The following is a 24,654-nucleotide window of genomic DNA, read 5'->3' on the forward strand; positions in this document are numbered from 1 at the left end:
CTCAGGCCGCGCCGAACGCGGAGAAGGCCCACCCCGTCGCCTGGTGCACCGCGTCGCCCGGCAACGAGGCCCGCGCGTCGCGCAGCGCCTCCGCCAGGGACAGGCCCGCCTCCAGCCCCTTGTGCAGCGCGAGCATCAGCGGCACCACCGCGGCGTCGTTGACCGGCGCGGTGCACGCCACCACCCCGGCCGTGCCCAGCGGCAGCAGCGCGGTGACCAGGCCCAGCAGCTCGTCGGCGCCGACCGAGGCGAAGCGCGCGGTGTCGCAGCAGGGCAGGATGATCCGGTACGGGCTGCTGTCGAGCCGTTCGAAGTCGTGCACGATGAGCGGCCCGTCCGCCATCCGCAGCGAGGAGAACAAAGGGCTGTCCGCACGGAAGGTCCCGTGCGCCGCGATGTGCGCCAGGGCCGCCCCGTCCAGCTCCCCAAGGACCCGTGGCACCCGCGCGTCGTCGCCCTCCAGCACGACGGTCGCACCCCGCACGGCGGCGCCCTCCCCGGGCACGCCCGAGGGCCCGCGCCGCCCGCCGCCGGGCCGCCCCCCACCCTCGCGTTCCCCCCGAGCGGCCTCCGAGCCGCCTTCGTCTCCGACGCACGGGTGCGAACGCGTCGTGCCGCCACCCGCCCCGGCCGGGTCCTGGTGCTCCCCGGGGCCCGGCCCGTCGTGCGGTGGCACGGCGCGCGTCCCGGTCGGTTCGCCGCGGGGCCCGAGGTCGGGCCCACGGCGTGCGGGCACCTCCCGCGCTGCGGGCGGGCCCTGCCGCTGCTCCCGGTTCCGCCCGTCGTGGGACGGTGTGCCACGGGTCCCCGTCGGCTCGCCGTGGTCCCCTCGCCCGCTCCGGGCCCGCCCGCCCTGCGCCGGCGGCTCGCGTGTGCCCGGCGGTGCGGCGGGCGGTGGTGCGGCGGGCGGTGGTGCGGCCGGGGCGGCTCCTGCCGGGGGCCGCCGGTGGGCGTAGCGCTCGGAGAGTTCGGGGACCTCGGCCCCGCCGCTCGCCAGACCGGGGCCGCGCACCAGGACCTGGCGGCCGCCGGGCGGGGGAGCGGTGTCCCCCGCGCGCAGCCAACTGCTCGCCGACGGCGACACGCTCAGCACCCTCTCCCGCAGGGCGGGCAGCAGGGCCCACGGCACCCGGTGCAGCCGGCCCGGCGGGACCACCACGACCGGCCCGGAGCCGAGGTGGGCCGTCGCCGGTCCGAGCAGCAGGCGCTCAAGCCGCGCCCCGGCCGCTTCCACCAGCGGCAGCCGCGCCTCGGCCCCCGGGTGGGCCAGCCGCCGCAGCCCGGCCTGGACGTGCTCGGCCTCGACCTCCGCCTCGGCCAGCAGCCCGGCCTCGAACCGCCTGACCCGCCCCTGCCCGCACAGCAGCACGTGCACCCGCCCGTCGAGCACCGCCAGCTCCACCAGCCGCACCTCGTCGCCCAGCCGCCGCAGCAGCCGCCCCACGTCGAACCGGTCGCCGCCGCCGGGCGCCTCGCCCCGCATGTGCAGGGTGCGCGAGCGGATCTCCCGCTCCAGACGCCGCTGTTCGCGCTCCAGCGCCAGAACGGGCCGACCGCCGTCGGTGCGGGCCTCCTCCGCGCGGGCCGCGAGTTCCCGGTACGCCGTCATGGCGGTCAGCAGCACCGGATCGGCCGGCGGCCGGGTCGGCGGCGCCGACAGCACCGTCGCCCGCCAGCGCTCGCTCCAGCCCAGCAGCCGCCGCGGCCCGCCCGAGACCAGCGAGGCCCGCTGCGCCAGCGCCGCCAGCTCCGCACCCTGCGCGGTGGCCCGGGCCCGCAGCTCCGAGGCGCCCAGCGTCATCCGGTGGTCGTCCAGGACGTCCAGACCGCGCCGGCAGGCCTCCAGCACGCCCCGCGCCGACCCCGCCGCCCGCGCCCGCAGCGCCTGCGCCGCCCAGCCCGTCATCCGCGCCGGCGGCGGCCCGCTGTGCCGGCTGCGCGCGGCCACCGCCAGATGCCGTTCCGCGTCCTCGGTCCAGCCGAGGTCCAGCGCTATCCGGCCGGCGAGGAGCGAGGCCTCCGGCGCGGCCGGCGCACCGAAGGCCGCCAGCCGCTCCGCCACCGCCGCCGCGTCCGCGACCAGCCGGCCCGACCCCCGGCCCGTGGCGACCCGCGCCTCGATCAGCACCAACCGGGCGTGCGTCTCGTACCAGGTGCGCCGCTGCCCGGCGAACAGCCGCACCGCGACGGCCGCGCGCGCGAGCGCGGTCTGCGGCTCGTCCGCGAGCCGGGCCGCCCGCGCGGCCACCAGCAGCAACTCCGCCTTGCGGGTGGACTGACCGCCCATTCCGTCCAGCGCCGCGATCGCCGCGTCCGCCTCCGCCAGCGCCTCGGTGGCCAGCCCCGCCGCCATCAGCACCTCGCAGCGCCGGATGGTGAGCATGAACGTGGGCGTGCCCAGCTTCCCGTACCGCTCCTCCGCCTCGTCGAGGAGCCGCAGCGCCGCCGGCACGTCACCCGACCGGAAGGCGGCCAGCCCCCGGCTCTCCACCGCGTCGGCCTTGTCGTGCTCCTGGCCCGTGGTGTCCCACAGGGCCTCCGCCGCGGTGAAGTCGGCGTCAGCCCGCTCCACCGAGCCCAGCGCCAGGTGCACGGTCGCCCGCAGCGTCAGCGCCCGCGCCGTCCAGATCACGTCGTCGGCCTGCCGCAGCACCGGGATCGCCCGCCGTACGTCCTCCAGCGCCTCGCCGTGCCGGCCGAGGACCCACCACACGTACGCCCGCCGGTACAGCACCCGCGCGCGGGTGTGACCGGTCCCGCGCGCCACGCCCCGCTCGAACGCGGCCAGCCCCGCCCGGGTACGTCCCGCGTGCACCAGCGCGACCCCGAGCGTCGCCAGGACGTCCGCCTCCCGCTCGGCCGACTCCGCGCGGGCGGCGAGGTCACGGGCGCGCCGCAGATGGGCCAGGGACAGCCGGGTGTCACCGAAGTCCCGCTGCCAGATGCCGATCACCTGATGGGCGACCGAGGCGTGCAGCGGCGAGGGACCGGTGCCGAGCAACTCCTCCGCCCGCGCCAGCGCTTCGCCCGGGGCGGCGAACACCATCGGCAGCAGGTCGAGAACCGGGTCGTTGCGCGCTGTCACCCCACGGATGGTAGTGCTCCGGAACCACGCCCCACAGGTTCGAGTCTGTATCAATCGGCCGTCCAGGGACTCTGATTGACGACCGCAGTCACCATCGCCGTCACGACCGCAGTCACGACCGCGACCCCGACCGTCGTCACCGCCGCCGCCTCAGTGGAGGACAAGCATGGCACCACAGCGATTCCGTGAGCAGTTCGACCAGATCCAGCGCTCGATGCCGGACGTCCCGCTGGCGATGGGTCCGGACGACTCCGCCGAGTTCTTCTACGAGAAGGGCGTCGTCCTCGCCCGCGACGGCGAGGAGGCACGCCTCGTCGAGGACACCGTGCGCGACCACTTCACCACCATGGCCGGGCTGACCCCGGACCACGTGCGCCGCACGAGCCCCGAGACCAACCGCACCGGCATCACCCGCATCCGGGTCGCCGACCCCGGCGAGGGCGACGGCGGCGGCGACCCCACCGTCGCCCACGCCCTGCGCTCCCTCAGGACGATGGAGGGCCGCGCGGGACGCCGGCTGATCAGCCGCAACCACGTCGTCTCCATCGCCGTCAACGCCTGCCCCGGCGACGAGCCCGTGCCCGTCCCGTCGAGCGAGCCGCCGAACCCGGCCGCCGACGGGACGCCGTACGACGCCGCCACCGCCGTCGGCGTCCTCGTCGTCGACACCGGCCTCATGCGCGACTACCGGTCCTACCCGCTGCTGGCCCACACCGAGGGCGACGCCCAGATCAGGGAATGCGACGACGACGGCGTCCTGTGCCAGTACGTCGGGCACGGCACGTTCATCGCCGGGCTGGTCGCCGCCGTGGCGCCCAACACCGAGGTGACCGTCCGCAACACCCTCAACGACGCGGGCGCGATCCTGGAGTCCGAGCTGGGCGAGAGGCTCTTCGAGGCCGTGGACCGCAGCGGCTGGCCCGAGATCCTCAGCCTCTCCGCCGGCACCTCCAACGGCCGCACCGACGGCCTGCTCGGCGTGCACGCCTTCATGGAGGAACTCCGCGACCAGCGCACCCTGCTGGTCGCCGCCGCGGGCAACAACGCCAGCGCCACGCTCTTCTGGCCCGCCGCCTACGCCACCCTCCCGGGCTGGGAGGAGTCGGTGCTGTCCATCGGGGCGCTGCGCTCGGACGGCGAGTACGGCGCCTGTTTCAGCAACCACGGCGGCTGGGTGCGGGCCTACGCCCCCGGCGAGCGCCTCACCAGCGCCCTCACCGGCTTCGGGACACCCGTGCCGTACGTCTACCAGCACTCCACCTACGACGCCTGCCGGTACGGCTTCGGCTACGCCTGCACCTGCCAGTACCCCCGGCACAACGGGGTGCTGAGCGAGCCGGGCGAGGCACCCGCCAAGCCGGACCAGGTGATGTTCGAGGGGCACGCGCAGTGGAGCGGCACCTCCTTCGCCACCCCCGTGGTCGCGGGACTGGTCGCCTCCCGCATGACGGCGCACCACGAGACCGACCCGCGCGCGGCCGGGCGGCAACTGCTCGCGGCCACCACCGAGTACGCGGAGGTGCGCGGGGCGCACGTGCCCGCGCTGCTGCCTCCCACCTGGCGCCCGGTCCCCGTCGACCCGTCGGAAGGCGGGTCGTGAACGGCCTGCTGACGGTCGGAACCCTCCACTCCACGGCGTACGATGGCATGTCGTACACGAGGGGTGGGACCGTGGACCGTGCAGATGTCGGAGCGCTCGTCCAGTCGGCGGCCGACGGGGACGCGGCGGCCTGGAAGTCACTGGTGGACGGGCTCGGCCCGCTCGTGTGGTCCGTGGCCAGGTCGCACGGGCTCTCCGACGCCGACGCGCACGAGGTGTACCAGACCGCCTGGTTCCGCTTCGCCCAGCACCTGGGGCGGATCAGGGAACCGGAGAAGACCGGCTCCTGGCTGGCCAGCACGGCCCGGCACGAGTGCCTGAAGCTGCTCAGGGCCTCCAAGCGGTGGACGCCGACCGACGACCCGCAGCTGCTCGACCGGCCGAGCGAGGACCGCACGCCGGAGGAGTCGGTGCTTGACTCCGAGGAGGCCGCCGCGCAGACCGAGCGCGTACGGCTGCTGTGGCAGGAGTTCGAGGAACTGGGCGAGCGCTGCCGCCAGTTGCTGCGCGTGCTGATCTCCTCGCCACCGCCCAGTTATCAGGAGGTGTCCGCCGCGCTGGGTATCGCGGTGGGCAGCATCGGGCCGATGCGCCAGCGCTGTCTGCGCCGGTTGCGGGCCCGGCTGGAGGCACGGGGGACGAAATGAGCGATCTGAACGACGAGTACGGCGAGCGCGACGCGCCCGACGAGCGGGACGCGGAGCTGTACGACGGTCTCCTGGAGGAGGAACTGCGGCAGGCCGCCGCGATCCTCGACCCGGTCCCGGCCGAGCTGCGGCGCACGGCCGTCGACGCCTTCGCCCTGCGCGACCTGGACGCCCGCGTCGCCGAGCTGACCTTCGACTCGCTGGTGGACGGCATCCCCGTCAGGGGGGAGGCGGACCCGCCGCGGATGCTGACCTTCCAGTCGGACGGGGTGACCGTCGACGTCGAGGTGACCGCCGAGGGCCTGATCGGCCAGCTGCTGCCGCCCGGCCCGGCCGGGATCGAGGTGCTGAGCGGCCCCCGCGCGCATGCCCGGCTGACGGCCGACGACATGGGCCGCTTCACCGGCGAGGCCCCGCCCGCCGGCCCCTTCGCGCTGCGGCTGCGCACCGGCCGGGAGGTGGTCGTGACGGAGTGGCTGCGCGCCTGACCCCTGAGCACGGTCCCGCGGCGCGGGGCCACCTGGCCTGCCGGGGCCCGGAGGTACGGGAGCGCCCCCGCCCTGGGTGTCGCCCGCGGCGGGCCACGCCCCGGCACCCTCGCCGGGCCCCGCCTGCGCGGGCAGGGGAAGTGGAGCCGACGGGGCGCCCTGCCCCTGCACCCGGGCCGGGACCGCGAGCGGCGGCCCCGGCAGCCCGGACGGGGCTCACGTGCGGGGCGCGGTCGTCCTCAGACCGACACGGCGTCGACGAGCGCCGCCAGCGACCCGGCGAGCCGGGACAGCCCCGGCCCGGCCGGACCACCCGGCTCCGTCATGTAGGTGTCCCGGCGGATCTCCACCATCAGCGCACCGACCTCGCTCCGCGTGCCGTGAAAGTCCAGCGGTACGTACGTCCCGCGGAACGGGCTGTCCAGGCCCGTCTCCCCGCAGGGGGCGAACGCCTCCCGGGCCGCGGCGAGCAGCCCGGGCGGGGTGTGGAAGGCGTCGGTGCCCAGGCAGACGGGCGGGCGCGGGCCCTCGCCGTGCAGTTCGTAGGGGAGCGGCTCGGCCGGGTAGGAGTGCACGTCGACGATCACGGCCCGGCCGGTGGCCGCGATCCGGTCGGCGACCGCCTCGGTCATCGCCCGCGCGTACGGCCGGAAGTACCGCTCGATCAGCGGCGCGGGGTCCGTGTCCGCGGGGCGCAGCTCCGCGCGGTGCGAGGTCCGCGTGTACACGGCGCCCATCCCCACGGCCGCCATCTCCTCCCGCCCGTCCGGGAACCGCTCCGGGTCGACGACCAGCCGCGAGGCCCGGTTCACGAACCGCCAGGGCGTGAGACCGGCCAGCTCGGCGGCCCGCCCGGCGATCTCCGCGGTGTGCGAGTCGGTCATGTGGTCCAGCTCCCGCTCCAGCTCCGCGTCCGGGAGCACGATGCCGGCCCGGACGTCGGCCGGGATCCGACGGGAGGAGTGCGGCACGTGCAGGAGGACGGGGGAGTGCGCGGCACCCGGCAGCAGCTCGAAGGCGGGTGGGGCGTCGGTCACGGGGCGGCTCCGGGGGTGTTGTCGGTGGCGTGCGGCAGGACCGTGCCGCCGGTGCTGGGCGGCAAGGACGGGGCCTGCGCGGACGCGGACCCGCGGCAGCCGGCACACCATCAAACCGGTGAAGCGGCGGCACCCCGCCTCCGAGGGGACGGAGACGGGGTGCCGGGGATCCCTGCGGGCCCGGGGAGGATCAGGCGAGGGACGCCAGCGCCTCGTTCCAGGTGGCCGACGGGCGCATGACCTCGGCGGCCTTGGCCGGGTCGGGCTGGTAGTAGCCGCCGATCTCGGCCGCCTCGCCCTGCACGGCGTTCAGCTCGTCGACGATGCGCTGCTCGCCCGCGGCGAGCGTCTCGGCGAGCGGGGCGAAGGCCTTGGCCAGGTCCGCGTCGTCGGTCTGCGCGGCCAGCTCCTGCGCCCAGTACAGGGACAGGTAGAAGTGGCTGCCGCGGTTGTCGATGCCGCCGACGCGACGGGTCGGGGACTTGTCCTCGTTGAGGAAGGTCGCCGTGGCGCGGTCGAGGGTGTCGGCGAGGACCTTGGCACGGGCGTTGCCGGTGGTCTCCGCGTACTGCTCCAGGGACGGCACCAGGGCGAAGAACTCGCCCAGGGAGTCCCAGCGCAGGTAGTTCTCCTTGACCAGCTGCTGCACGTGCTTCGGGGCGGAGCCGCCGGCCCCGGTCTCGAAGAGGCCGCCGCCCGCCATCAGCGGGACGACCGACAGCATCTTGGCGCTGGTGCCCAGCTCCAGGATCGGGAAGAGGTCGGTCAGGTAGTCGCGCAGGACGTTGCCGGTCACCGAGATGGTGTTCTCGCCGCGGCGGATGCGCTCCACCGACAGCTTCGTCGCCTCGACCGGGTCGAGGATCCGGATGTCCAGGCCCTCGGTGTCGTGCTCCGGCAGGTACTGCTTGACCTTGGCGATCAGGTTGGCGTCGTGGGCGCGGCCCTCGTCCAGCCAGAAGACGGCCGGGTCGCCGGTGGCGCGGGCGCGGGAGACGGCCAGCTTCACCCAGTCGCGGATCGGGGCGTCCTTGGTCTGGCAGGCGCGGAAGATGTCACCGGCGGAGACCGTCTGCTCCAGCACGGCGTTGCCGGTGGCGTCGACCAGGCGGACCGTGCCGGTGGCCGGGATCTCGAAGGTCTTGTCGTGGCTGCCGTACTCCTCGGCCTTCTGCGCCATGAGGCCGACGTTCGGGACCGAACCCATGGTGGAGGGGTCGTAGGCGCCGTTGGCGCGGCAGTCCTCGATGACCGCCTGGTACACACCGGCGTAGGAGGAGTCCGGGATGACGGCGAGGGCGTCGTGCTCCTGGCCGTCCGCGCCCCACATGTGGCCGGAGGTGCGGATCATGGCCGGCATGGAGGCGTCGATGATGACGTCGGAGGGCACGTGCAGGTTGGTGATGCCCTTGTCGGAGTCGACCATGGCCAGCTCCGGGCCCTCGGCCAGCTCGGCGTCGAAGGACGCCTTGATCTCGGCCCCCTCGGGCAGGGACTCCAGGCCCTTGTAGATGCCGCCCAGGCCGTCGTTCGGGGTGAGACCGGCCTTGGCGAGGCTCTCGCCGTACTGGGCGAAGGTCTTCGGGAAGAAGGCGCGGACCACGTGGCCGAAGATGATCGGGTCGGAGACCTTCATCATCGTCGCCTTCAGGTGCACCGAGTAGAGGATGCCCTCGGCCTTGGCGCGGGCGACCTGCGCGGTGAGGAACTCGCGCAGCGCGGCGACGCGCAGCACGGAGGCGTCGACGACCTCGTCCTTCTTCACCGGCACCGACTCGCGCAGCACCGTGGTGGTGCCGTCGTCGCCGACCAGCTCGATCCGCAGGGTGCCGTCCTCGGCGATCACGGTGGACTTCTCGGTGGAACGGAAGTCGTTCTCGCCCATGGTCGCCACGTTGGTCTTGGACTCGCTTGTCCAGGCGCCCATGCGGTGCGGGTGGGTCTTGGCGTAGTTCTTCACCGACGCCGGGGCGCGGCGGTCGGAGTTGCCCTCGCGCAGGACCGGGTTGACCGCGGAGCCCTTGACCTTGTCGTAGCGGGCGCGGACGTCGCGCTCCTCGTCGGTCTTCGGGTCGTCCGGGTAGGCCGGCAGCGCGTAGCCCTGGCCCTGGAGCTCGGCGATGGCGGCCTTGAGCTGCGGGATGGACGCCGAGATGTTCGGCAGCTTGATGATGTTGGCGGCGGGCGTCTTGGCCAGCTCGCCCAGCTCCGCAAGGGCGTCCGGGATGCGCTGGTCCTCGGTCAGGTACTCCGGGAACAGGGCGATGATGCGGCCGGCCAGCGAGATGTCGCGGGTCTCGACCGCGACACCCGCCTGCGAGGCGTACGCCCGGACCACCGGCAGGAACGAATACGTCGCCAGGGCCGGGGCCTCGTCAGTGTGCGTATAGATGATGGTCGAGTCAGTCACCGGGTGCTCCGCTCCACGTCTGCAACATTGCTCGACATCAAGATATCTCGTGATCGACCCCGGCTCGACAGGGGTCGCACGGAGATTCCGGCCACGCCGCGTTCAGGGGAGCGGGACGGTGTCCTCGCCCAGCCGCTGTTGCGGGAGGACCACGGCGCCCTGCTGGAGCGCGACCGTCCGCGCGGGCGACGGGATCCGGATGCCCTCCGCGCGGTAGCGCCGGTGCAGCCGCTTGATGAACTCGTGCTTGATCCGGTACTGGTCGCTGAACTCGCCCACGCCCAGGATCACCGTGAAGCCGATCCGCGAGTCGCCGAAGGTGTGGAAGCGTATCGCCGGCTCGTGGTCCGGCACCGCGCCGCTGACCCCGGTCATCACCTCGGCGATCACCTCGGTCGTCACCCGCTCCACGTGGTCCAGGTCACTGTCGTAGGAGACGCCGACCTGGACCAGCACGGTCAGCTGCTGCTCGGGCCGCATGAAGTTGGTCATGTTCGACTTCGCGAGCTGCCCGTTCGGGATGACGACCAGGTTGTTGGACAGCTCCCGGACGGTGGTCTGGCGCCAGTTGATGTCCTCGACGTAACCCTCCTCGCCGCTGCTGAGCTGGATGTAGTCGCCCGGCTGCACGGTCTTGGAGGCGAGGATGTGGATGCCCGCGAAGAGGTTGGCCAGCGTGTCCTGGAGGGCCAGCGCGACCGCCAGACCGCCCACGCCCAGGGCGGTGAGCATCGGCGCGATGGAGACGCCCAGCGTCTGGAGGATCACCAGGAAGCCGAGGGCCAGCACCAGGATCCTGGTGATGTTGACGAAGATCGTGGCCGACCCGGCGACGCCGGAGCGCGAGCTCGTCACCGTCCGCACCAGGCCGGCGATCACCCGGGCCGCCGTCACCGTGGCCACGAAGATCAGCAGCACCTGGAGCACCTGGTTGACGCTGTGCTGCACCGTCCGCGTCAGCGGCAGCGCCGCCGCCGCACCGGCCACCCCGCCCGCGACCGCCGCCCACGGCGCCACCGTGCGCAGCGCGGCCACGATCACGTCGTCGCCGCTCCAGCGGGTGCGCCCGGCATGGCCCGCCAGCCAGCGCAGCAGCATGCGCAGCCCGAACGCGCCCAGCAGGCCCGCGCCCAGCGCGATGCCCGCGGGCAGCAGGTGGTCCATGGTCAGGTCTTCGGTCACCGGCCGCCTCCAACGGAATGACTACGGGATGTCGGGGATGCGCGACCGGGCCGAACCGCAAGGCAGTTCGACCGGTGCGAGGGCTCATCCTGCCGTATCCGGAGCGGTGGTCCGTACCGTGCGACGGGGTGCCGCGGGACGTTTCAGACGATGCCCTCGGCGAGTTCCGCCTGCTCACGGTCGTCGCCGTAGGCCGCGGCCGTCGGGGTGCCGTACGAACGGCGGGCGACGAACCACCACACCGTGGCCAATACCAGGACGACGACCAGGGCGACCGCGGCGTAGTTCATCGTGCCGACCGTCACCGGGGACGACTGGGGGAGGCAGAACAGCACGGTGACCAACGCCACCCACACCACCGCGACCCATCCGACCGGCCTGCTCCACCGGCCCAGGTTCCAGGGCCCGGGAGTGAACCGGTCGCCGGCCCGCAGCCGCAGCAGCACCGGGATGGCGTAGGCCGGGGTGATGCCGATGACGTTGATGGCGGTCACCGCGCCGTACGCCGTCGCCGAGTACAGGGACGGCAGCGCCAGCAGGCAGGCCACCGCCACCGACAGCCACACCGCGGCGACCGGGGTCTGGGTGCGGGCGGAGACCGTGCGCCACAGCGCGGAACCGGGCAGGGCGCCGTCCCGGCTGAACGCGAACACCATCCGGCTGGCGGCGGCCACCTCCGCGTTGCCGCAGAACAACTGGGCCACGATCACCACCAGCAGCAGCGCGCTCGCACCGTCCGTGCCCAGCCCGTCGAGGAGGATCTGCGCGGGCGGCACCCCGGTCGCGCTGTCGCGCGTCGCGTCGTAGTCCTGGATGGCGAAGGTCAGTCCGGCCAGCAGCACGAAGCCCGCCAGCCACGACACCCAGATCGCCCGCACGATGCCGCGCGCCGCCGACACCGACGCGTTCGAGGTCTCCTCGGAGAGGTGGGCGGAGGCGTCGTAACCGGAGAAGGTGTACTGCGCGAGCAGCAGGCCGATCGCGGCCACGTACAGCGGGTTCTCCCAGCCCGTGTCGTTGACGAACTCGGTGAAGACGAAGGACGGCGACCGGTGGTGGTCGGGGACGATCGCCAGCGCGCCGACGATCAGCGCGACCCCGGCCAGGTGCCACCACACGCTGACGGAGTTGAGGACGCTGACCAGGCGCACGCCGAAGAGGTTGAGCGTGGCGTGCAGCAGCAGGATCACGACGAAGATCAGCATCGTCTTCTCCGGCGTCGGCGCGAAGCCCCACTGGAGGTTCAGGAACGCACCCGTGAACAGCGCCGCCCCGTAGTCGATCCCGGCGATCGCGCCGAGCAGCCCCAGCAGGTTCAGCCAGCCGGTGTACCAGCCCCAGCGGCGCCCGCCGAGCCGGTCGGCCATGTAGTACAGCGCACCCGACGTCGGATACGCGCTGGTGACCTCGGCCAGCGCCATCCCGACGCACAGGACGAACAGCCCGACGCCCGCCCAGCCCCACAGCATCACGGCGGGACCGCCGGTGCCCAGGCCGAAGCCGTACAGCGTCATGCAGCCGGAGAGGATCGAGATCACCGAGAAGCTGATCGCGAAGTTGCCGAAGCCGCCCATGCGGCGGGCCAGCACCGGCCGGTAGCCGAGCTCGCGCAGGCGCTGTTCCTCGCTGACGGACGATGCAGAGGGGCGGGACATTGCGGACCTCCGGGACGGAAGGGATGGGGGGTCAGGGGCGTTTCCGGCCGTGGCCGTGGCCGTGGCCGCGGGCGCGGGCGGCCGAACGGCTGCGGGTGCGGGCCTGGAGGAACACCTCCACCGCCCGCCCGGCCGAACCGTCGCCCGGGGTCCGGCAGGCCCAGGGCAGCGGCGTCCAGTAGGAACCGAGCGCGTCGAACACCTGGTTCGCCTCTCGGAACCGCAGGGCGCCCCACAGCGCGTGGGCCAGGTGGTTCAGGTCCGGCAGGGAGCGCTCGTCCCGCGGGCAGAGAGTGAACCAGGAGTCGAACGCCTGCCGCGCCTCACGGGTGGCGTCCTCCGCCACCCAGTGCAGGTCCAGCGCCGCCTCCCGCGCACCCGAACGGCGGTAGCGCTCCACCCGCACGTACAGCGGCAGCACGTGCAGCGCCGAGCCGGGCGGCGCCGACCCCGCCGCCCAGTGGGCGAACCCGGCCGCCCGGGCGAGGCGTTCGTCGCCGCCGCGCGGATAGAGGAACTGCAGCATGCGGTGGTGGGCCTCCCGGTTGTACGGGTCGCGCTTGCCGGCCTCGGCGAGCAGCCCCCACGGCCCCGGCGGCAGCATCGGCTCCGGCGGTGCCATCCGGTGCTCCTCCCAGCGCTGCCCCTCGTCCAGCCGGGCCAGCGCCAGCAGACACACCCACGGCACCGGGTCGTGGGGCGCGGCCCGCGTCGCCGCGTCGCAGGCGTGCCAGGCCTGCGGCCACAGTTCGCGGGTGCGGGGATGGTCCTCGCGGTACGCCCGCAGCGCGCGCTCCACCACCACCCGGGCGTGCATCACCGCGGCCGTCGCGCTGTCCGGCTCCTCCGCGAGCCAGGCCCGCACCACGTCCGTACCGGCGGCGGAGGCGGCCAGCACCTGGGTGCGCCGGGTCCACTGCGACCAGGACCGGGTCTGCTCCAGCAGGATGCGCATCGACATCCAGCGCCCGGCCCGCACCTCCTGGAGGGCGGAGCGCAGCGCGCTGTCGTGGCCGGCGGGGTCGTAGGCGGGCTGTGCTCCGTCCCTGGCCATCACACGCCCGCTGCGAGGAGCGGAACGGACCGTACGGCAGCGTGGCGTGACAAACAGCCCTCCCCGGGGGCGGTGGTGCGGTGGTCGAGCGGTCGGCGCACACTATAGAGGCGGAGGTTCCGCCTCTGTTCCGTTTTGCGGCAGCGGCGCAAAACCTGTACCACCAGCGCGAATTGACTGCCCGTCAGGCACTCTTGACGCGGTGTGTCCGCGAGGGCAGGCTGGCGTGCGGTGATCGCCGAGACTTCGGCGCGGGAGCGGGGAGGTGCTGGTGCCGGAGTCGGTGCTCGCCGTCGACCAGGGCACGTCCGGCACCAAGGCGCTGGTCGTCTGCCCCGAGCGCGGTGTGGTCGGCACCGGTTTCGCCGAGGTCCGGCCCCGGTACCTGCCCGGCGGCCTGGTGGAGGTGGACCCCGAGGAGCTGTACGGCTCGGTGGTCGACGCCGGGCGGCGGGCGCTCGCCGACGCGGGCGAACCGGTCACCGCGATGGGCCTGGCCAACCAGGGCGAGACCGTGCTCGCCTGGGACCCGGACACCGGCCGCCCGCTCACCGACGCGCTGGTCTGGCAGGACCGCCGTGCGGAACCCCTCTGCGCCGAACTGGCCGCCCACGCAGAGGAGTTGCGCCACCTGACCGGCCTGCCCCTGGACCCGTACTTCGCCGCGCCGAAAATGGCCTGGATACGACGGCACCTCACCCGCGCGGGCCGTGTCACCACCTCCGACACCTGGCTCGTCCACCGCCTCACCGGCGCCCAGCGTGCTCCACGCGGCCGAGAGCGCGGCCACGGCGGCCCGCGAGGGCGCGCACGCCGCGACCGCCGTACGCGACTGGCTCACGGACGGCCCGGGACCGGACCCGACGGACGCGACCGACCCGACGGAAGCGACCGACCCGACGTACCCGACGGACCTGGACTGGCCCGGCGGCGTCCCCCTGGTCGCCGGCCCGCCGCTGCTGCACGTCACCCCGAACCGCGTCGCTCCCGGCGACCGCTTCCCCTACCTCCTGCGCACGTCCCTCCCGCTGCCCCGCCCCGTCCTGCACGTCACCCAGGACGGCCGCCTGCTGCACCGCGAGCGGTGCCGCCTCACCACCGCCGTACCGCACCGTCCGTTCAGCCTCACGGCACGCTGGACGCACCGGGTCGACCCCGGCGGCGGACCGGTGCGCCTCACCGTCACCTGACCTGCCGTCCGCGAGACCCTCAGATCACCCGTGCCCGCACCAGCGCCGCCAGCGTCAGCGCCCCCGGCAGCAGCGGCAGCCACACCGTCAGCAGCCTGAACGCCAGCACCACCGCCGTGGCCACGGCCGCCGGCCCGCCCGCCGCCACCAGCGCCACGACCAGCGCCGCCTCCACCGAGCCGATGCCGCCCGGGGTGGGCACCAGCGCCACCGCCACCGTCGCCGCGAGGTACGCCACCGCCAGGTGACCGGCCGGCAGCGTCAGTCCCAGCGACCGGCCCACCAGGACCAGCGCCGAGGCCTGCAACGCCGGGAAGGCCAGCGCGCCGCCCCACAGCGCCAGCGCCCGAGCGGGCCGGGCGTGCACCGAGCGGGCCTCGCCCAGTGCCGTCCGCAGGAAGGAGACCAGCGCACCGCGCAACCGCGACGACAGCGCCAGCACCCCCGCCGCCACGACCGGAACCGCGCCCGCCACCATCAGCAGCGGCCCCACGGCACCCTCGGGCAGCAGCGTGCCGAGCCGCAGCGCGTCCGGGAACGCGATCAGCAGGGCACCCAGCAGGGCGAGGCGGCCCACGCTCTCCGCCAGCAGATAGAGCGCGAGCGCGGCCGAGGAACGGGCGAGCGGCAGTCCGCACACCGTCAGGAACCGCAGGTTCACCGCGCTCGCGCCCAGGCCCGTCGGCAGCAGGTGGTTGGCCGCGCCGGCCGCGAACTGGGTGGCCAGCAGCCGCCGCCGGGGCAGCCGCTCCACCACCGCGCCCTGCCGGGTGAAGGCAGCCGCGACCCAGGTCAGACAGGTCGCCAGGGCCGCGGCCAGCAGCCAGGGCCAGCGGGCCGTGGCAAGCTGACCGAAACCCGCCGCCAGCACGGACCGGTGCCGCACCGCCACCACGCCCACCAGGAGCAGCGGAAGCACGCACAGGACCCTGCGGACCGGGACGCGGCGCAGGAGTGGCTTCTCGGGGACTCGAACCGCTGTCGTCACAGCACAAGACATTCCCCCACCGGCGCCAACTACGGGTGGCCGACGCGCGGACACCGGTTTACGGACCGCGGGCCGCGCCGCCTTGACCTCAAGGTTGGTCGAGGTCCTACGGTCATCGGCATGAGTATGGAGACCACGGCGTGGACGCAGCTGTACAGCGTCATGAACGCCAAAGACGAGCGCCGCCCCTTCGCCCGCGCCACGCTGCGCCGCATCGGCGCGTTCGCCCGCCCGCACCGCCGCCGCATCCTCCGCTTCGTGCTGCTCGGGGTGGCGACCGCACTGCTCGCCGTCGCCACCCCCGTCCTCGCCGGAAAGGTCGTCGACGCGATCGTGTCGGACGGCGACGAGGGCACGGTCGTGCGGCTCGCCCTGCTCATCGCGCTCATCGCGGTCGCCGAGGCGGCGCTCGGCATCCTCTCCCGCAGGCTCTCGGCCACGCTCGGGGAGGGACTCATCCTCGATCTGCGGACGGCCGTGTTCGATCATGTGCAGCGCATGCCGGTCGCGTTCTTCACACGTACCCGTACGGGAGCGCTCGTCTCCCGTCTCAACAACGACGTCATCGGCGCCCAACGCGCCTTCAGCAACACCCTGTCCGGTGTGGTCAGCAACGTGGTCACCCTGCTGCTCACGCTCGCCGTCATGCTGACCCTGTCCTGGCAGATCACCCTGCTCGCGCTGGTGCTGCTCCCGGTGTTCGTCCTTCCGGCGCGGCGGATGGGCCGCCGCATGGCCCGGATGCAGCGCGAGGCCGCGGCCCTCAACGCCGCCATGGGCACCCGCATGACCGAGCGCTTCTCGGCGCCCGGCGCCACCCTGGTCAAGCTGTTCGGCCGCCCGGAGGAGGAGTCCGCCGAGTTCGCCGAACGGGCCCGCCGCGTCGCCGACATCGGCGTGCGCACCGCCACCGCCCAGGCCGCCTTCATCACCGCGCTCACCCTGGTCTCCGCGCTCGCCCTCGCCCTCGTCTACGGCCTCGGCGGCTTCTACGCCCTGCGCGGCACCCTGGAGCCGGGCGCCGTCGTGGCGCTGGCCCTGCTGCTGACCCGCCTGTACGCGCCGCTCACCGCGCTCGCCGGGGCCCGCGTGGAGGTCATGAGCGCCCTGGTCAGTTTCGAGCGGGTCTTCGAAGTGCTGGACCTGACCCCGCTCATCGACGAGAAGCCCGACGCCCGCCCGGTCCCCGACGGCCCGGTCGCCGTCGAGTTCGACGACGTCCGCTTCGGCTACCCCTCCGCCGACAAGGTCTCCCTCGCCTCCCTGGAGGAGGTCGCCTCGCTGGACACCCGCGGCGGCGAAGAGGTCCTGCACGGCCTCTCCTTCCGCGCGGAACCGGGCCAGACCGTCGCGCTGGTCGGATCCTCCGGCGCCGGCAAGTCCACCATCGCCCAACTGCTGCCGCGCCTGTACGACGCCGACGGCGGCACCGTCCGCGTCGGCGGCGTCGACGTCCGCGACCTGAGCGCGCGGTCGCTGCGCGACACCGTCGGCATGGTCACCCAGGACGGCCACCTCTTCCACGACAGCGTCCGGGCCAACCTCCTCCTCGCCCGGCCGGACGCCACCGAGGACGAACTGTGGGCGGCGCTGCGCCGCGCCCGCCTGGCCGACCTCGTAGGGTCCCTGCCGGACGGGCTCGACACCGTGGTCGGTGAGCGCGGCTACCGGCTCTCCGGCGGCGAACGCCAACGCATGACCATCGCCCGGCTGCTCCTCGCCCGCCAGCGCGTCGTCATCCTCGACGAGGCCACCGCCCACCTCGACAACACCTCCGAGGCGGCCGTGCAGGAGGCCCTCGCCGAAGCCCTCCAGGGCAGGACGGCCGTGGTGATCGCGCACCGGCTGTCCACGATCCGGACGGCGGACCGCATCCTGGTGGTCGAGGCCGGCCGCATCGTGGAGAGCGGCAGCCACGAGGAACTCCTCGCCGCCGACGGCCGCTACGCCGAGCTGCACCGCACCCAGTTCGAGCGCCCGGCCCTGGACAAGGCCGCGTAGGACGGGCGGCGCGGCCGCTAGGGCGGGCCGGGTGTCCCGGCCCGCACCGGCAGGTCCTGCTCGGCCCAGACGACCTTCCCGCCGGGCGTGCGGCACGAGCCCCAGCGCCGGCACATCATGTTGATCAGCTGGAGACCGCGCCCGCTCTCGTCGCTCACGTCCGCGTGCTGGATCTGCGGCAGGTCGGGCCCGGAGTCGGAGACCTCCACGGACAGCCGCTCGTGCCGCAGCAGCCGCAGCTCGCCCGGGGCGTTCCCGTACCGCAGGGCGTTGCCGACCAGCTCGCTGACCACCAGCTCCGTGGTGTCGACCAGTTCCTGAAGCCCCCACCGCCCCAACTGCTCCCGCACCGCCGCACGGGCCTGCCCGGCGGCCTTGCCGTCCGGCGGCAGCGCCCGCACGTATACGTCGCACTCCGGGCCGAGCGGCCGGGCGAGGGCGGCCAGCACGATCGCGTCGTCCGACCGGTCGCCGCCGACCAGCTCGGCGACCCTCCCGCACTCGGCGGTGTCCTCGGGCACGCCGCCGCCGAGCGCCTCGCGCAGCCGCTCCAGCTGGGCGCCCAGGTCGGCCGAGCGCGACCTGATCAGCCCGTCCGTGTACAGCGTCAGCCGGCTCCGCTCGGGCATCGCCCGCTCGACCGGGTCGTACGGGATCACCCCCGCCCCCAGCGGCGCCCCCGCGGGCACCTCCAGGAACGAGACGGTGCCGTCGGGCCCGGTCAGCAGCGGTGGCGGGTGCCCGGCGCTGGCGATGCGGAAGGTGCCGCCGCAGGGGTCGTAGACCGCGCACAGACAGGTGGCGACCTGGTCCTCCTCCAGATCGCGGGCGGCCAGGTCGAGCCGGGCCAGCAACCGCTCGGGCGCGATGTCCAGCGCCATCAGGGTCCGCGCCACCGTGCGCAGCCGCCCCATGGTCGCGGCGGCGGCCAGGCCGCGCCCCATCACGTCGCCCACCATCAACGCGGTACGCCCGCTGGGCAGCGCGACCACGTCGAACCAGTCGCCGCCCACGGCGGCCGGATCGGCGGCCGGTTCGTAGCACGAGGACACGTCGAGGCCCGGGGTGCTCGGGCTGGACCGGGGGAGCAGCGCCCGCTGGAGGGTCACCACGTGGTCGCGTTCGCGGCCGTAGAGCCGGGCGTTGTCGATGTACACGGCGGCCTTGGACGCCAGCTCCATGGCGAGCGCCACGTCGGTCCGGTTGAACGGCGCCCGGTGGCCGGCCCGGACGAAGTCGGCCAGCCCCAGCAGCACCCCGCGGGCGATCAGCGGCACCGCCAGGTAGGAGTGGACACCCGCCCGGCGCATGATGTCCGACGCCTCGCGCGAGGGGGCCATCACGGCGAAGTCGGCGCGCGTCATCCGGGACAGCAGCACCGGCCGACGGGTGGTGAGACACCGCTGCCCCAGCCGGTCGGCGGTGTGCACCGTCAGTTCGCCCACGGGATCGGGCGCGAGGTTCAGGCCCGCGATCTCCGACACCGCCATGGCCCTGAGCCGCGGCGGGTCCTCGCCCGTGACCCGGTCGCCGTCCTGGAACCGCAGCACCGAGTCCAGCAGGTCCACCGCGGCGCCGTCGGCCAGCTCCGGCACGATGAAGTCGGCCAGCTCCTCCGCCGTCCGCCGCACGTCCAGCGTGGTACCGATGCTCAGGTCCGCCGCGTTCAGCCAGGACAGCCGGCGTCGCGCGCCCAGCGCCTCCGTCATCGACCGCAGAGCGCCCCGCGCCGCCCGGTGCCCGCTCACGAGGGGATTCGGGGGGCGACGCAGCCCGCCCAGCCACGCTCGTTCCCGCACGCGTGCCTCCTCCCACGGCCTCCTGCCCCGATTCTGCCCTGCCGCGGGACGACCGGCGACGGCGGACCCCCCGCCGACGGACGCCAACGGGGGTGCCGGCGGAGGATGCCGTACGGCGGCGGCTCAGACGCGCAGCCACACCGCCGTGTCGCCCGGCAGCCGCCCGGCCCCGTCCAGGGGCCCGCTGACGAGCAGCACGGCAGCGTGCGCGGGCAGCTCGACCGGCGCGGCGGACAGGTTGACGACGCACACCGGGCCGCCCGCGCGCCGGAACGCGAGGACGCCGTCCGGCGCGGGCAGCCACTCCAGAGCGCCGTCGCCGAACCCCGCGGTGGAGCGCCGCAGGGCCAGGGCCGCGCGGTAGAGCGAGAGCATCGACTGCGGGTCCGCGCCCTGGCGGTCCGCCGCGTACGCCGACCAGCCCTCCGGCTGCGGCAGCCAGGGCTCGCTCTGTGAGCCGAACCCGCAGTACGGCGCGTCCGCGGCCCACGGAAGCGGCACCCGGCAGCCGTCCCGTCCCGGATCGACGCCGCCGGAGCGGAAGTGCATCGGGTCCTGGATCCGCTCGCGCGGGATGTCGGCCTCGGGCAGGCCGAGTTCCTCCCCCTGGTACAGGTACACGGACCCGGGCAGGGCCAGCGTCAGCAGCGCGGCGGCCCGCGCCCGCCGGGTGCCCAGGGCCAGGTCGGTCGGGGTGCCGAAGGCCTTCTTCGCGAAGTCGAACCCGGTGTCCTCGCGGCCGTACCGGGTCGCCGTGCGGGTCACGTCGTGGTTGCACAACACCCAGGTGGCCGGGGCGCCGACGGGGGCGTGCTCCGCCAGGGTGTCGTCGATGGTGCGGCGCAGCCGGTCCGCCTCCCAGGGGCAGGACAGGAAGTTGAAGTTGAAGGCGGTGTGCAGTTCGTCGGGCCGCAAGTAGCGGGCGAAGCGCTCGGCGTCGGGCAGCCACACCTCACCGACGAAGACGCCCCCGTACGCGTCGGCGACCTTGCGCCAGGAGCGGTAGATGTCGTGCAGCTCGTCCTGGTCGATGTACGGGTGCGGGTCGACGCCCTCCACGAAGTCCGCGAGCGCGGGATCCTTCGCGAGCAGGGCGGCGGAGTCGATGCGTACGCCCGCCACCCCGCGCTCGAACCAGAACCGCAGCACGTCCTCGTGCTCCCGGCGCACCTCGGGATGGGCCCAGTTGAGATCGGGCTGCTCCGGGGTGAACAGGTGCAGGTACCACTCGCCGTCAGGGACCCGGGTCCAGGTGCGGCCGGAGAACTGGGAGGGCCAGTCGTTGGGCGGCAGCTCGCCGTCGGCGCCGCGGCCGGGACGGAAGTGGAACCGCTCCCGCTCCGCGCTGCCCGGGCCCGCCTCCAGCGCCGCCCGGAACCAGGCGTGCTGGTCGGAGACGTGGTTGGGGACGATGTCGACGATCGTGCGGATGCCCAGCTCCCGAGCCTCGGCGATCAGCTTCTCGGCCTCGCCCAGGGTGCCGAAGGCGGGGTCGATGGTGCGGTAGTCGGCGACGTCGTAGCCGCCGTCGACGAGCGGTGAGACGTACCAGGGGGTGAACCAGACGGCGTCCACACCGAGTTCGGCGAGGTAGGGCAGTCTCGACCTCACGCCCGCGAGGTCACCGGTGCCGTCGCCGTCGCCGTCGGCGAAACTGCGGGGGTACACCTGGTAGATGACGGCGTCGCGCCACCAGTCGTCGGTGCGGTGCGAGTTGGGGGCTGCCACGTGACGGTCCTTTCGGGCAGGGTGGATCTTCGCCGCCGGCCCGGACGGAGCGGGGCGTCGGACGGGCCGGCGGCGAAGGTTGACGGGACGGGCCGGGAGAGGGGGAGGGGGCCGGGCGGCGGGCGCCCCGGCCGCGGAGCCTCAGCCCTTGAGCCCGCCGGCGGTGAGTCCGCTCATGATGTTGCGCTGGAAGATCAGGAAGATGATGAGCGTGGGCAGCGAGGCCATGGTGAGCGCGGCGATCAGCACGTTCACGGGCACCCCGTTGGACAGGGAGTAGATCCCGACGTTCAGGGTCTGCTTCGCGGGGTCGGGCAGGGTCAGCATGGGCCAGAGGAAGTCCTTCCACACGCCCACGATCGCGAAGATGGAGACCACACCGAGGATCGGCCGCGAGATCGGCAGCACGATCGACCAGAGGGTGCGCATCGGCGAGGCACCGTCCATGGAGGCGGCGTCGAGCAGCTCCCGGGGGATCGAGTCGAAGAACCGCTTCAGCAGGAAGATGTTGAAGGCGTTGGTCACCGAGGGCAGCCAGATCGCCCACGGCGTGTTCAGCAGGTTGCGTTCGAAGATCGGCACGTCGAGCACCGTCAGGTACTGCGGCACCACCAGTACGGTCGCCGGGATCATCAGCGTCGCCAGCATCAGGCCGAGGACGGCCTTGCCGAACACGGGCCGGAGCTTGGACAGCGAGTAGGCCGCCGCCACGTCGAACACCAACTGGAAGGCGAGCGCGCCGAACGCGTAGAACAGGGTGTTCCCCAGCAGGCCCGCCAGGTCCATGACGTCCCAGGCCCGCGTGTAGTTGTCGGGCTGGAAGGACTCGGGGACCAGCGTCGGCGGGGTCTGCACGACCTCCTGGGTGTCCTTGAAGCCGCTGGAGACCATCCAGTACATCGGGCCGAGGAAGACCACGGTGAACAGGACGACGACGAGGCCGAACACCACCCAGTAGAGCGCCTTCCCGCGGGGACGGGCGAGCTGGGCCGGTGAGATGAGTGTGCGTGTGGACATCGTTTCCCCCGGCTCTATTCGTCCTCGGCGCGGCTGAGCTTCACGTACGCCGCCGAGAAGCCGGCCAGCAGGACGAGGAGCAGCAGGCCGAGGGCCGCCGCGGCACCGTAGTCGTTGAAGTTGAAGGCGTACTGGTAGATCAGGTGGACGACCGTGGTCGTCGACCCCTCGGGACCGGCGCCGCCGGTGAGCAGGAAGGGCTCCACGAAGACCTGCATGGTGGCGATGACCTGCATCAGCAGCATCAGCGAGAGGATGAGCCGGGTCTGCGGGATCGTGACGTGCCAGATCTTGCGCAGCAGCCCCGCCCCGTCCAGTTCCGCCGCCTCGTACAGCTCACCGGGGATGCCCTGGAGCGCGGCCAGGTAGATGAGCGCCGCGCCGCCCATGTTCATCCACGTCGACGCGAGGACCACGGAGAGCATGGAGAGGTCGGGGTCCTGCAACCACTGCTGCTCGGGCAGCCCGAAGAACCCGAACACCTCGTTGAGCATGCCGTAACCGGGGTCGTACAGGTACTTGAACAGCAGGACGGAGGCGACCGGGGGCAGCATCACCGGCAGGTAGACGAGCAGCCGGAGGTACCCCTTTCCGTGCCTCAGTTCGTTGATGACGATCGCGACGACGAACGGCACGGCGAAGCCGAGCACCAGGGCCAGCACGGTGAACAGCAGGGTGTTGCGCCAGGCCTGCCAGAACGCCGGGTCGTTGAAGACCGTCTCCAGGTTCTCCAGCCCGACCCAGGAGACCTCCCCCTGGTCCGTCTTCTGGAAGGCGAGGAAGAACTCCCGGACCATCGGGTACCAGGAGAAGAACGCGAAGCAGAGAACCGCTCCGATCAGGAAGCCGTGCGCGGTGAGGTTGCGCTTCAGACTCCTGCCGAACGACCCGCCGCGCCGGGGCGGGCCGTCCACCGGCGGCTGGGCGTGGCGGGCTCTGGCCGCCTTGCTCGGGGTCAGGCTGGGGGCCGACATCGTCGCTCCTTGGGACTGATCTCATGGGCCCCGGGGGGCGGTGCGGCCCGCCCCCCGAGGGAGCCGGTCACTGCGTGGCCAGAACCTGGTTGACCTGCTGCTCAGCGCTGGAGAGCAGCTTGTCGATGTCGGCGTCCTCGTTGGTGAGGAGGCCGGACATCACGTTGTCCAGGACCTTGTAGACCTCCTGCGCCTTCGGCGGCTCGGCCATGCCCGGGACCGGGTTGTCCATGAACGACTTGAAGTTCTCGACCGGCATGGTGGCGTGTTCGAGCCGGGCCGCGTCGTCCTTCTCCTTGGAGCCGTTCAGCCAGAAGTTGGGCTGCGGCAGGCCCACCGGTAGCTTGTCGGTCTTCTTGCGGGCCCAGTCGAACTGCCCCTTGCCGACGGTCAGGTTCTCGAAGTTCAGCCAGGCCACGGCGGCCTTGATCTTGTCGGACGAGATGCCCTTCTTGATCATGTAGTTGTTGCCGCCGGCGAGGGTGTTCTTCTCGCCCGGGATCGGGCCCATGCCGAAGTTCTCGTAGTCGGCCCCGAGTTGCTGGACCATGTACGTGATGTCGTCGGGCGCGGCGAGGAACATGCCCAGCTTGTCCGTGGCGATCTGCTTCTGCAGGTCGCCCCACTTGAGCAGCTGGGTCTTGCCCATGCTCCCGTCCTCCCAGCGCATGGCGTGGAGGTTCTCGGCGACCTCCTTGCCCACCTCGTTGTTGAACGCCGCCTTCTTGCCGCTCTCGTCCACGATCTCGGCGCCGCGGCTGTACATCTGGGCGGTGAAGTGCCAGCCGCCGGTGTTGCCCGCGCTGTACTCGCCGAAGCCGGCGATGCCGTCGCCCAGACCGGCGATCTTCTTGGCCGCGGTGCGGACCTCGTCCCAGGTGCGCGGCGGGGTGTCGGGGTCGAGTCCGGCCTGCTCGAAGAGCTTGCGGTTGATCAGCAGGCCCATCGTGTAGTTGCTCGTGGGCAGCCCGTAGAGCTTGTTCTCGTGCTTGAGCGAGCCGAGCACGTTCGGGTCGATGTCACCGAGCGCCGGGACGGTCTTGTCGTTGACGTAGGCGGTGATGTCCTCGGCGCCGTCGTTGTCGAGCACCTGGGGCAGGTCGGTGAAGTAGGTGTAGAAGACGTCGGGTTGGGACTTGGCCTTGAGCATCGCCGTGAAGCGCGGCGGCTCCAGGCACTGGCCCGGGGTGGAGCGGCCCTCGACGGTGACGTTGGGGTAGGTCTTGTTGAACTCCTCGACGTCCTCCTGCCACTCCTTCAGCTCGGCCGCCTTCGCCTTCGGCGGCATGCAGTCGATGGTGATCGTCACCTTGGTCTTCGGGTCCAGCGGAGCGGCCGGGTCGGAGGACCCGCTGCCGCCTTCGGAACCGCCGCCGTCGTCACTGCTGCTCGTGCCGCAGGCGGCGAGAGCGGTCAAGGTGAGAGCGGAGACGAGCGTGATGGCGCCGGCACGGCGAGTACGGCGGAACCGAGCACTTCTCATGGGTGGTCCCCTTCGGGCATGAACGTGGAAGGCGCCCCACCGCCGATGCGTTGTGGGGCGCCGCACACTCAACCACCGCGTACAAGTGAACGCAATATCTCGCGCTGATTTCGTAAATGATTGACAGAACGTCGAAGGTGCGGGGAACCGGCTACCGGGCGGAAACCTGTGCGGTGGAGCGGCGGACGACGAGTTCCGGTTCGAAGAGCAGTTCCCTGTGGGGGACTTCGGTGCCCTGGATCTGGGCGCAGAGGAGGTCGACGGCGGCGCGGCCCATGGCCTCGATGGGTTGGCGGATGGTGGTGAGGGGTGGTTC

At 73.2% G+C, this 24,654-nt stretch carries 18 protein-coding genes and 1 pseudogene; 6 read left to right on the plus strand and 13 right to left on the minus strand.

Translation table 11 applies throughout. The features are described 5' to 3' along the window. Position 1 precedes the first annotated feature (1 nt). Entirely contained in the window at positions 2 to 3,046 is a 3,045-nt protein-coding gene (locus IE94_RS0127750; protein WP_425337987.1) for a CHAT domain-containing protein, read from the minus strand. A gap of 205 nt (positions 3,047 to 3,251) precedes the next feature. Here IE94_RS0127750 and IE94_RS0127760 point away from each other — a divergent pair, with 205 nt between their 5' ends. Genes IE94_RS0127760 through IE94_RS0127770 form a run of 3 tightly spaced genes read left to right on the plus strand, consistent with a single transcriptional unit; the run spans position 3,252 to position 5,820 of the window. Beyond that, positions 3,252 to 4,685: a S8/S53 family peptidase gene (locus IE94_RS0127760; RefSeq protein ID WP_030189537.1), complete on the plus strand. Its 1,434-nt coding sequence runs from the start codon at positions 3,252 to 3,254 to the stop codon at positions 4,683 to 4,685. A gap of 47 nt (positions 4,686 to 4,732) precedes the next feature. Then, positions 4,733 to 5,332, plus strand: coding sequence for an RNA polymerase sigma factor (locus tag IE94_RS0127765; RefSeq protein ID WP_209441089.1), 600 nt, complete (start codon positions 4,733 to 4,735; stop codon positions 5,330 to 5,332). Beyond that, entirely contained in the window at positions 5,329 to 5,820 is a 492-nt protein-coding gene (locus IE94_RS0127770) for a hypothetical protein (protein ID WP_030189541.1), read from the plus strand. Before IE94_RS0127765 ends, IE94_RS0127770 begins: the two co-directional genes overlap by 4 nt. Positions 5,821 to 6,059: 239 nt before the next feature. Here IE94_RS0127770 and IE94_RS0127775 read toward each other — a convergent pair whose 3' ends face one another. From IE94_RS0127775 to IE94_RS0127795, 5 genes are all read right to left on the minus strand, one after another. Then, positions 6,060 to 6,857, minus strand: coding sequence for an N-formylglutamate amidohydrolase (locus tag IE94_RS0127775; protein ID WP_030189549.1), 798 nt, complete (start codon positions 6,855 to 6,857; stop codon positions 6,060 to 6,062). A gap of 190 nt (positions 6,858 to 7,047) precedes the next feature. Continuing rightward, positions 7,048 to 9,267, minus strand: a complete 2,220-nt coding sequence (locus IE94_RS0127780) for an NADP-dependent isocitrate dehydrogenase (RefSeq protein ID WP_030189551.1) — start codon at positions 9,265 to 9,267, stop codon at positions 7,048 to 7,050. A gap of 102 nt (positions 9,268 to 9,369) precedes the next feature. Beyond that, positions 9,370 to 10,431: a mechanosensitive ion channel family protein gene (locus IE94_RS0127785; RefSeq protein WP_106978047.1), complete on the minus strand. Its 1,062-nt coding sequence runs from the start codon at positions 10,429 to 10,431 to the stop codon at positions 9,370 to 9,372. Between the two features lie 161 nt (positions 10,432 to 10,592). Further along, positions 10,593 to 12,104 (minus strand): amino acid permease, encoded by a 1,512-nt coding sequence (locus tag IE94_RS0127790; protein WP_030189554.1) that lies wholly within the window; start codon positions 12,102 to 12,104, stop codon positions 10,593 to 10,595. Between the two features lie 31 nt (positions 12,105 to 12,135). Then, complete coding sequence (locus IE94_RS0127795) at positions 12,136 to 13,158, minus strand: hypothetical protein (protein WP_030189557.1); 1,023 nt, start codon at positions 13,156 to 13,158, stop codon at positions 12,136 to 12,138. Between the two features lie 271 nt (positions 13,159 to 13,429). On the opposite strand from IE94_RS0127795, the pseudogene IE94_RS38460 reads away from it, so the two are divergent. Together IE94_RS38460 and IE94_RS0127805 are read left to right on the plus strand one after the other, a co-directional pair. Next, positions 13,430 to 13,915, plus strand: a pseudogene (locus tag IE94_RS38460) (FGGY family carbohydrate kinase); the annotation flags it as partial. Positions 13,916 to 13,919: 4 nt separating this feature from the next. After that, a complete protein-coding gene (locus IE94_RS0127805) occupies positions 13,920 to 14,348 on the plus strand; it encodes a hypothetical protein (protein ID WP_030189561.1) in 429 nt (142 codons plus the stop codon). 19 nt (positions 14,349 to 14,367) lie between these two features. Here the strand turns inward: IE94_RS0127805 and IE94_RS0127810 are convergent, their stop codons facing one another. Beyond that, positions 14,368 to 15,267, minus strand: coding sequence for a lysylphosphatidylglycerol synthase transmembrane domain-containing protein (locus IE94_RS0127810; protein ID WP_030189564.1), 900 nt, complete (start codon positions 15,265 to 15,267; stop codon positions 14,368 to 14,370). Between the two features lie 195 nt (positions 15,268 to 15,462). Here IE94_RS0127810 and IE94_RS0127815 point away from each other — a divergent pair, with 195 nt between their 5' ends. Continuing rightward, complete coding sequence (locus IE94_RS0127815) at positions 15,463 to 17,337, plus strand: ABC transporter ATP-binding protein (RefSeq protein WP_030189565.1); 1,875 nt, start codon at positions 15,463 to 15,465, stop codon at positions 17,335 to 17,337. 17 nt (positions 17,338 to 17,354) lie between these two features. On the opposite strand, the gene IE94_RS0127820 is transcribed toward IE94_RS0127815, so the two are convergent. The 6 genes from IE94_RS0127820 to IE94_RS38465 form a co-directional block, all read right to left on the minus strand. Next, complete coding sequence (locus tag IE94_RS0127820; protein WP_037923711.1) at positions 17,355 to 19,136, minus strand: ATP-binding SpoIIE family protein phosphatase; 1,782 nt, start codon at positions 19,134 to 19,136, stop codon at positions 17,355 to 17,357. Between the two features lie 123 nt (positions 19,137 to 19,259). Continuing rightward, positions 19,260 to 20,864, minus strand: coding sequence for a glycoside hydrolase family 13 protein (locus IE94_RS0127825; protein WP_030189570.1), 1,605 nt, complete (start codon positions 20,862 to 20,864; stop codon positions 19,260 to 19,262). A gap of 141 nt (positions 20,865 to 21,005) precedes the next feature. Beyond that, positions 21,006 to 21,881, minus strand: coding sequence for a carbohydrate ABC transporter permease (locus IE94_RS0127830; RefSeq protein ID WP_030189572.1), 876 nt, complete (start codon positions 21,879 to 21,881; stop codon positions 21,006 to 21,008). A 14-nt stretch (positions 21,882 to 21,895) separates the two neighbouring features. Further along, positions 21,896 to 22,855 carry a carbohydrate ABC transporter permease gene (locus IE94_RS0127835; protein WP_030189574.1) on the minus strand — a complete coding sequence of 320 codons (960 nt, stop codon included), beginning with the start codon at positions 22,853 to 22,855 and terminating at the stop codon, positions 21,896 to 21,898. Positions 22,856 to 22,922: 67 nt separating this feature from the next. Further along, entirely contained in the window at positions 22,923 to 24,338 is a 1,416-nt protein-coding gene (locus IE94_RS0127840) for an extracellular solute-binding protein (RefSeq protein WP_030189576.1), read from the minus strand. Between the two features lie 151 nt (positions 24,339 to 24,489). Beyond that, a partial coding sequence (locus IE94_RS38465) for a substrate-binding domain-containing protein (protein ID WP_078606606.1) occupies positions 24,490 to 24,654 on the minus strand: 165 nt, incomplete at its 5' end.

Source organism: Streptomyces violaceorubidus (genome assembly GCF_000717995.1).
GTDB lineage: Bacteria > Actinomycetota > Actinomycetes > Streptomycetales > Streptomycetaceae > Streptomyces > Streptomyces violaceorubidus.

Bases quoted from the DNA above. Each gene is read 5' to 3' on its own strand.
- IE94_RS0127760 (WP_030189537.1), top strand. From the start codon at position 3,252: ATGGCACCACAGCGATTCCGTGAGCAGTTCGACCAGATCCAGCGCTCG.
- IE94_RS0127790 (WP_030189554.1), bottom strand. From the start codon at position 12,104: ATGTCCCGCCCCTCTGCATCGTCCGTCAGCGAGGAACAGCGCCTGCGC.
- IE94_RS0127815 (WP_030189565.1), top strand. From the start codon at position 15,463: ATGGAGACCACGGCGTGGACGCAGCTGTACAGCGTCATGAACGCCAAA.
- IE94_RS0127750 (WP_425337987.1), bottom strand. From the start codon at position 3,046: ATGGTGTTCGCCGCCCCGGGCGAAGCGCTGGCGCGGGCGGAGGAGTTG.
- IE94_RS0127765 (WP_209441089.1), top strand. From the start codon at position 4,733: ATGTCGTACACGAGGGGTGGGACCGTGGACCGTGCAGATGTCGGAGCG.
- IE94_RS0127835 (WP_030189574.1), bottom strand. From the start codon at position 22,855: ATGTCGGCCCCCAGCCTGACCCCGAGCAAGGCGGCCAGAGCCCGCCAC.
- IE94_RS0127840 (WP_030189576.1), bottom strand. From the start codon at position 24,338: ATGAGAAGTGCTCGGTTCCGCCGTACTCGCCGTGCCGGCGCCATCACG.
- IE94_RS0127785 (WP_106978047.1), bottom strand. From the start codon at position 10,431: ATGGACCACCTGCTGCCCGCGGGCATCGCGCTGGGCGCGGGCCTGCTG.
- IE94_RS0127830 (WP_030189572.1), bottom strand. From the start codon at position 21,881: ATGTCCACACGCACACTCATCTCACCGGCCCAGCTCGCCCGTCCCCGC.
- IE94_RS0127770 (WP_030189541.1), top strand. From the start codon at position 5,329: ATGAGCGATCTGAACGACGAGTACGGCGAGCGCGACGCGCCCGACGAG.
- IE94_RS0127795 (WP_030189557.1), bottom strand. From the start codon at position 13,158: ATGGCCAGGGACGGAGCACAGCCCGCCTACGACCCCGCCGGCCACGAC.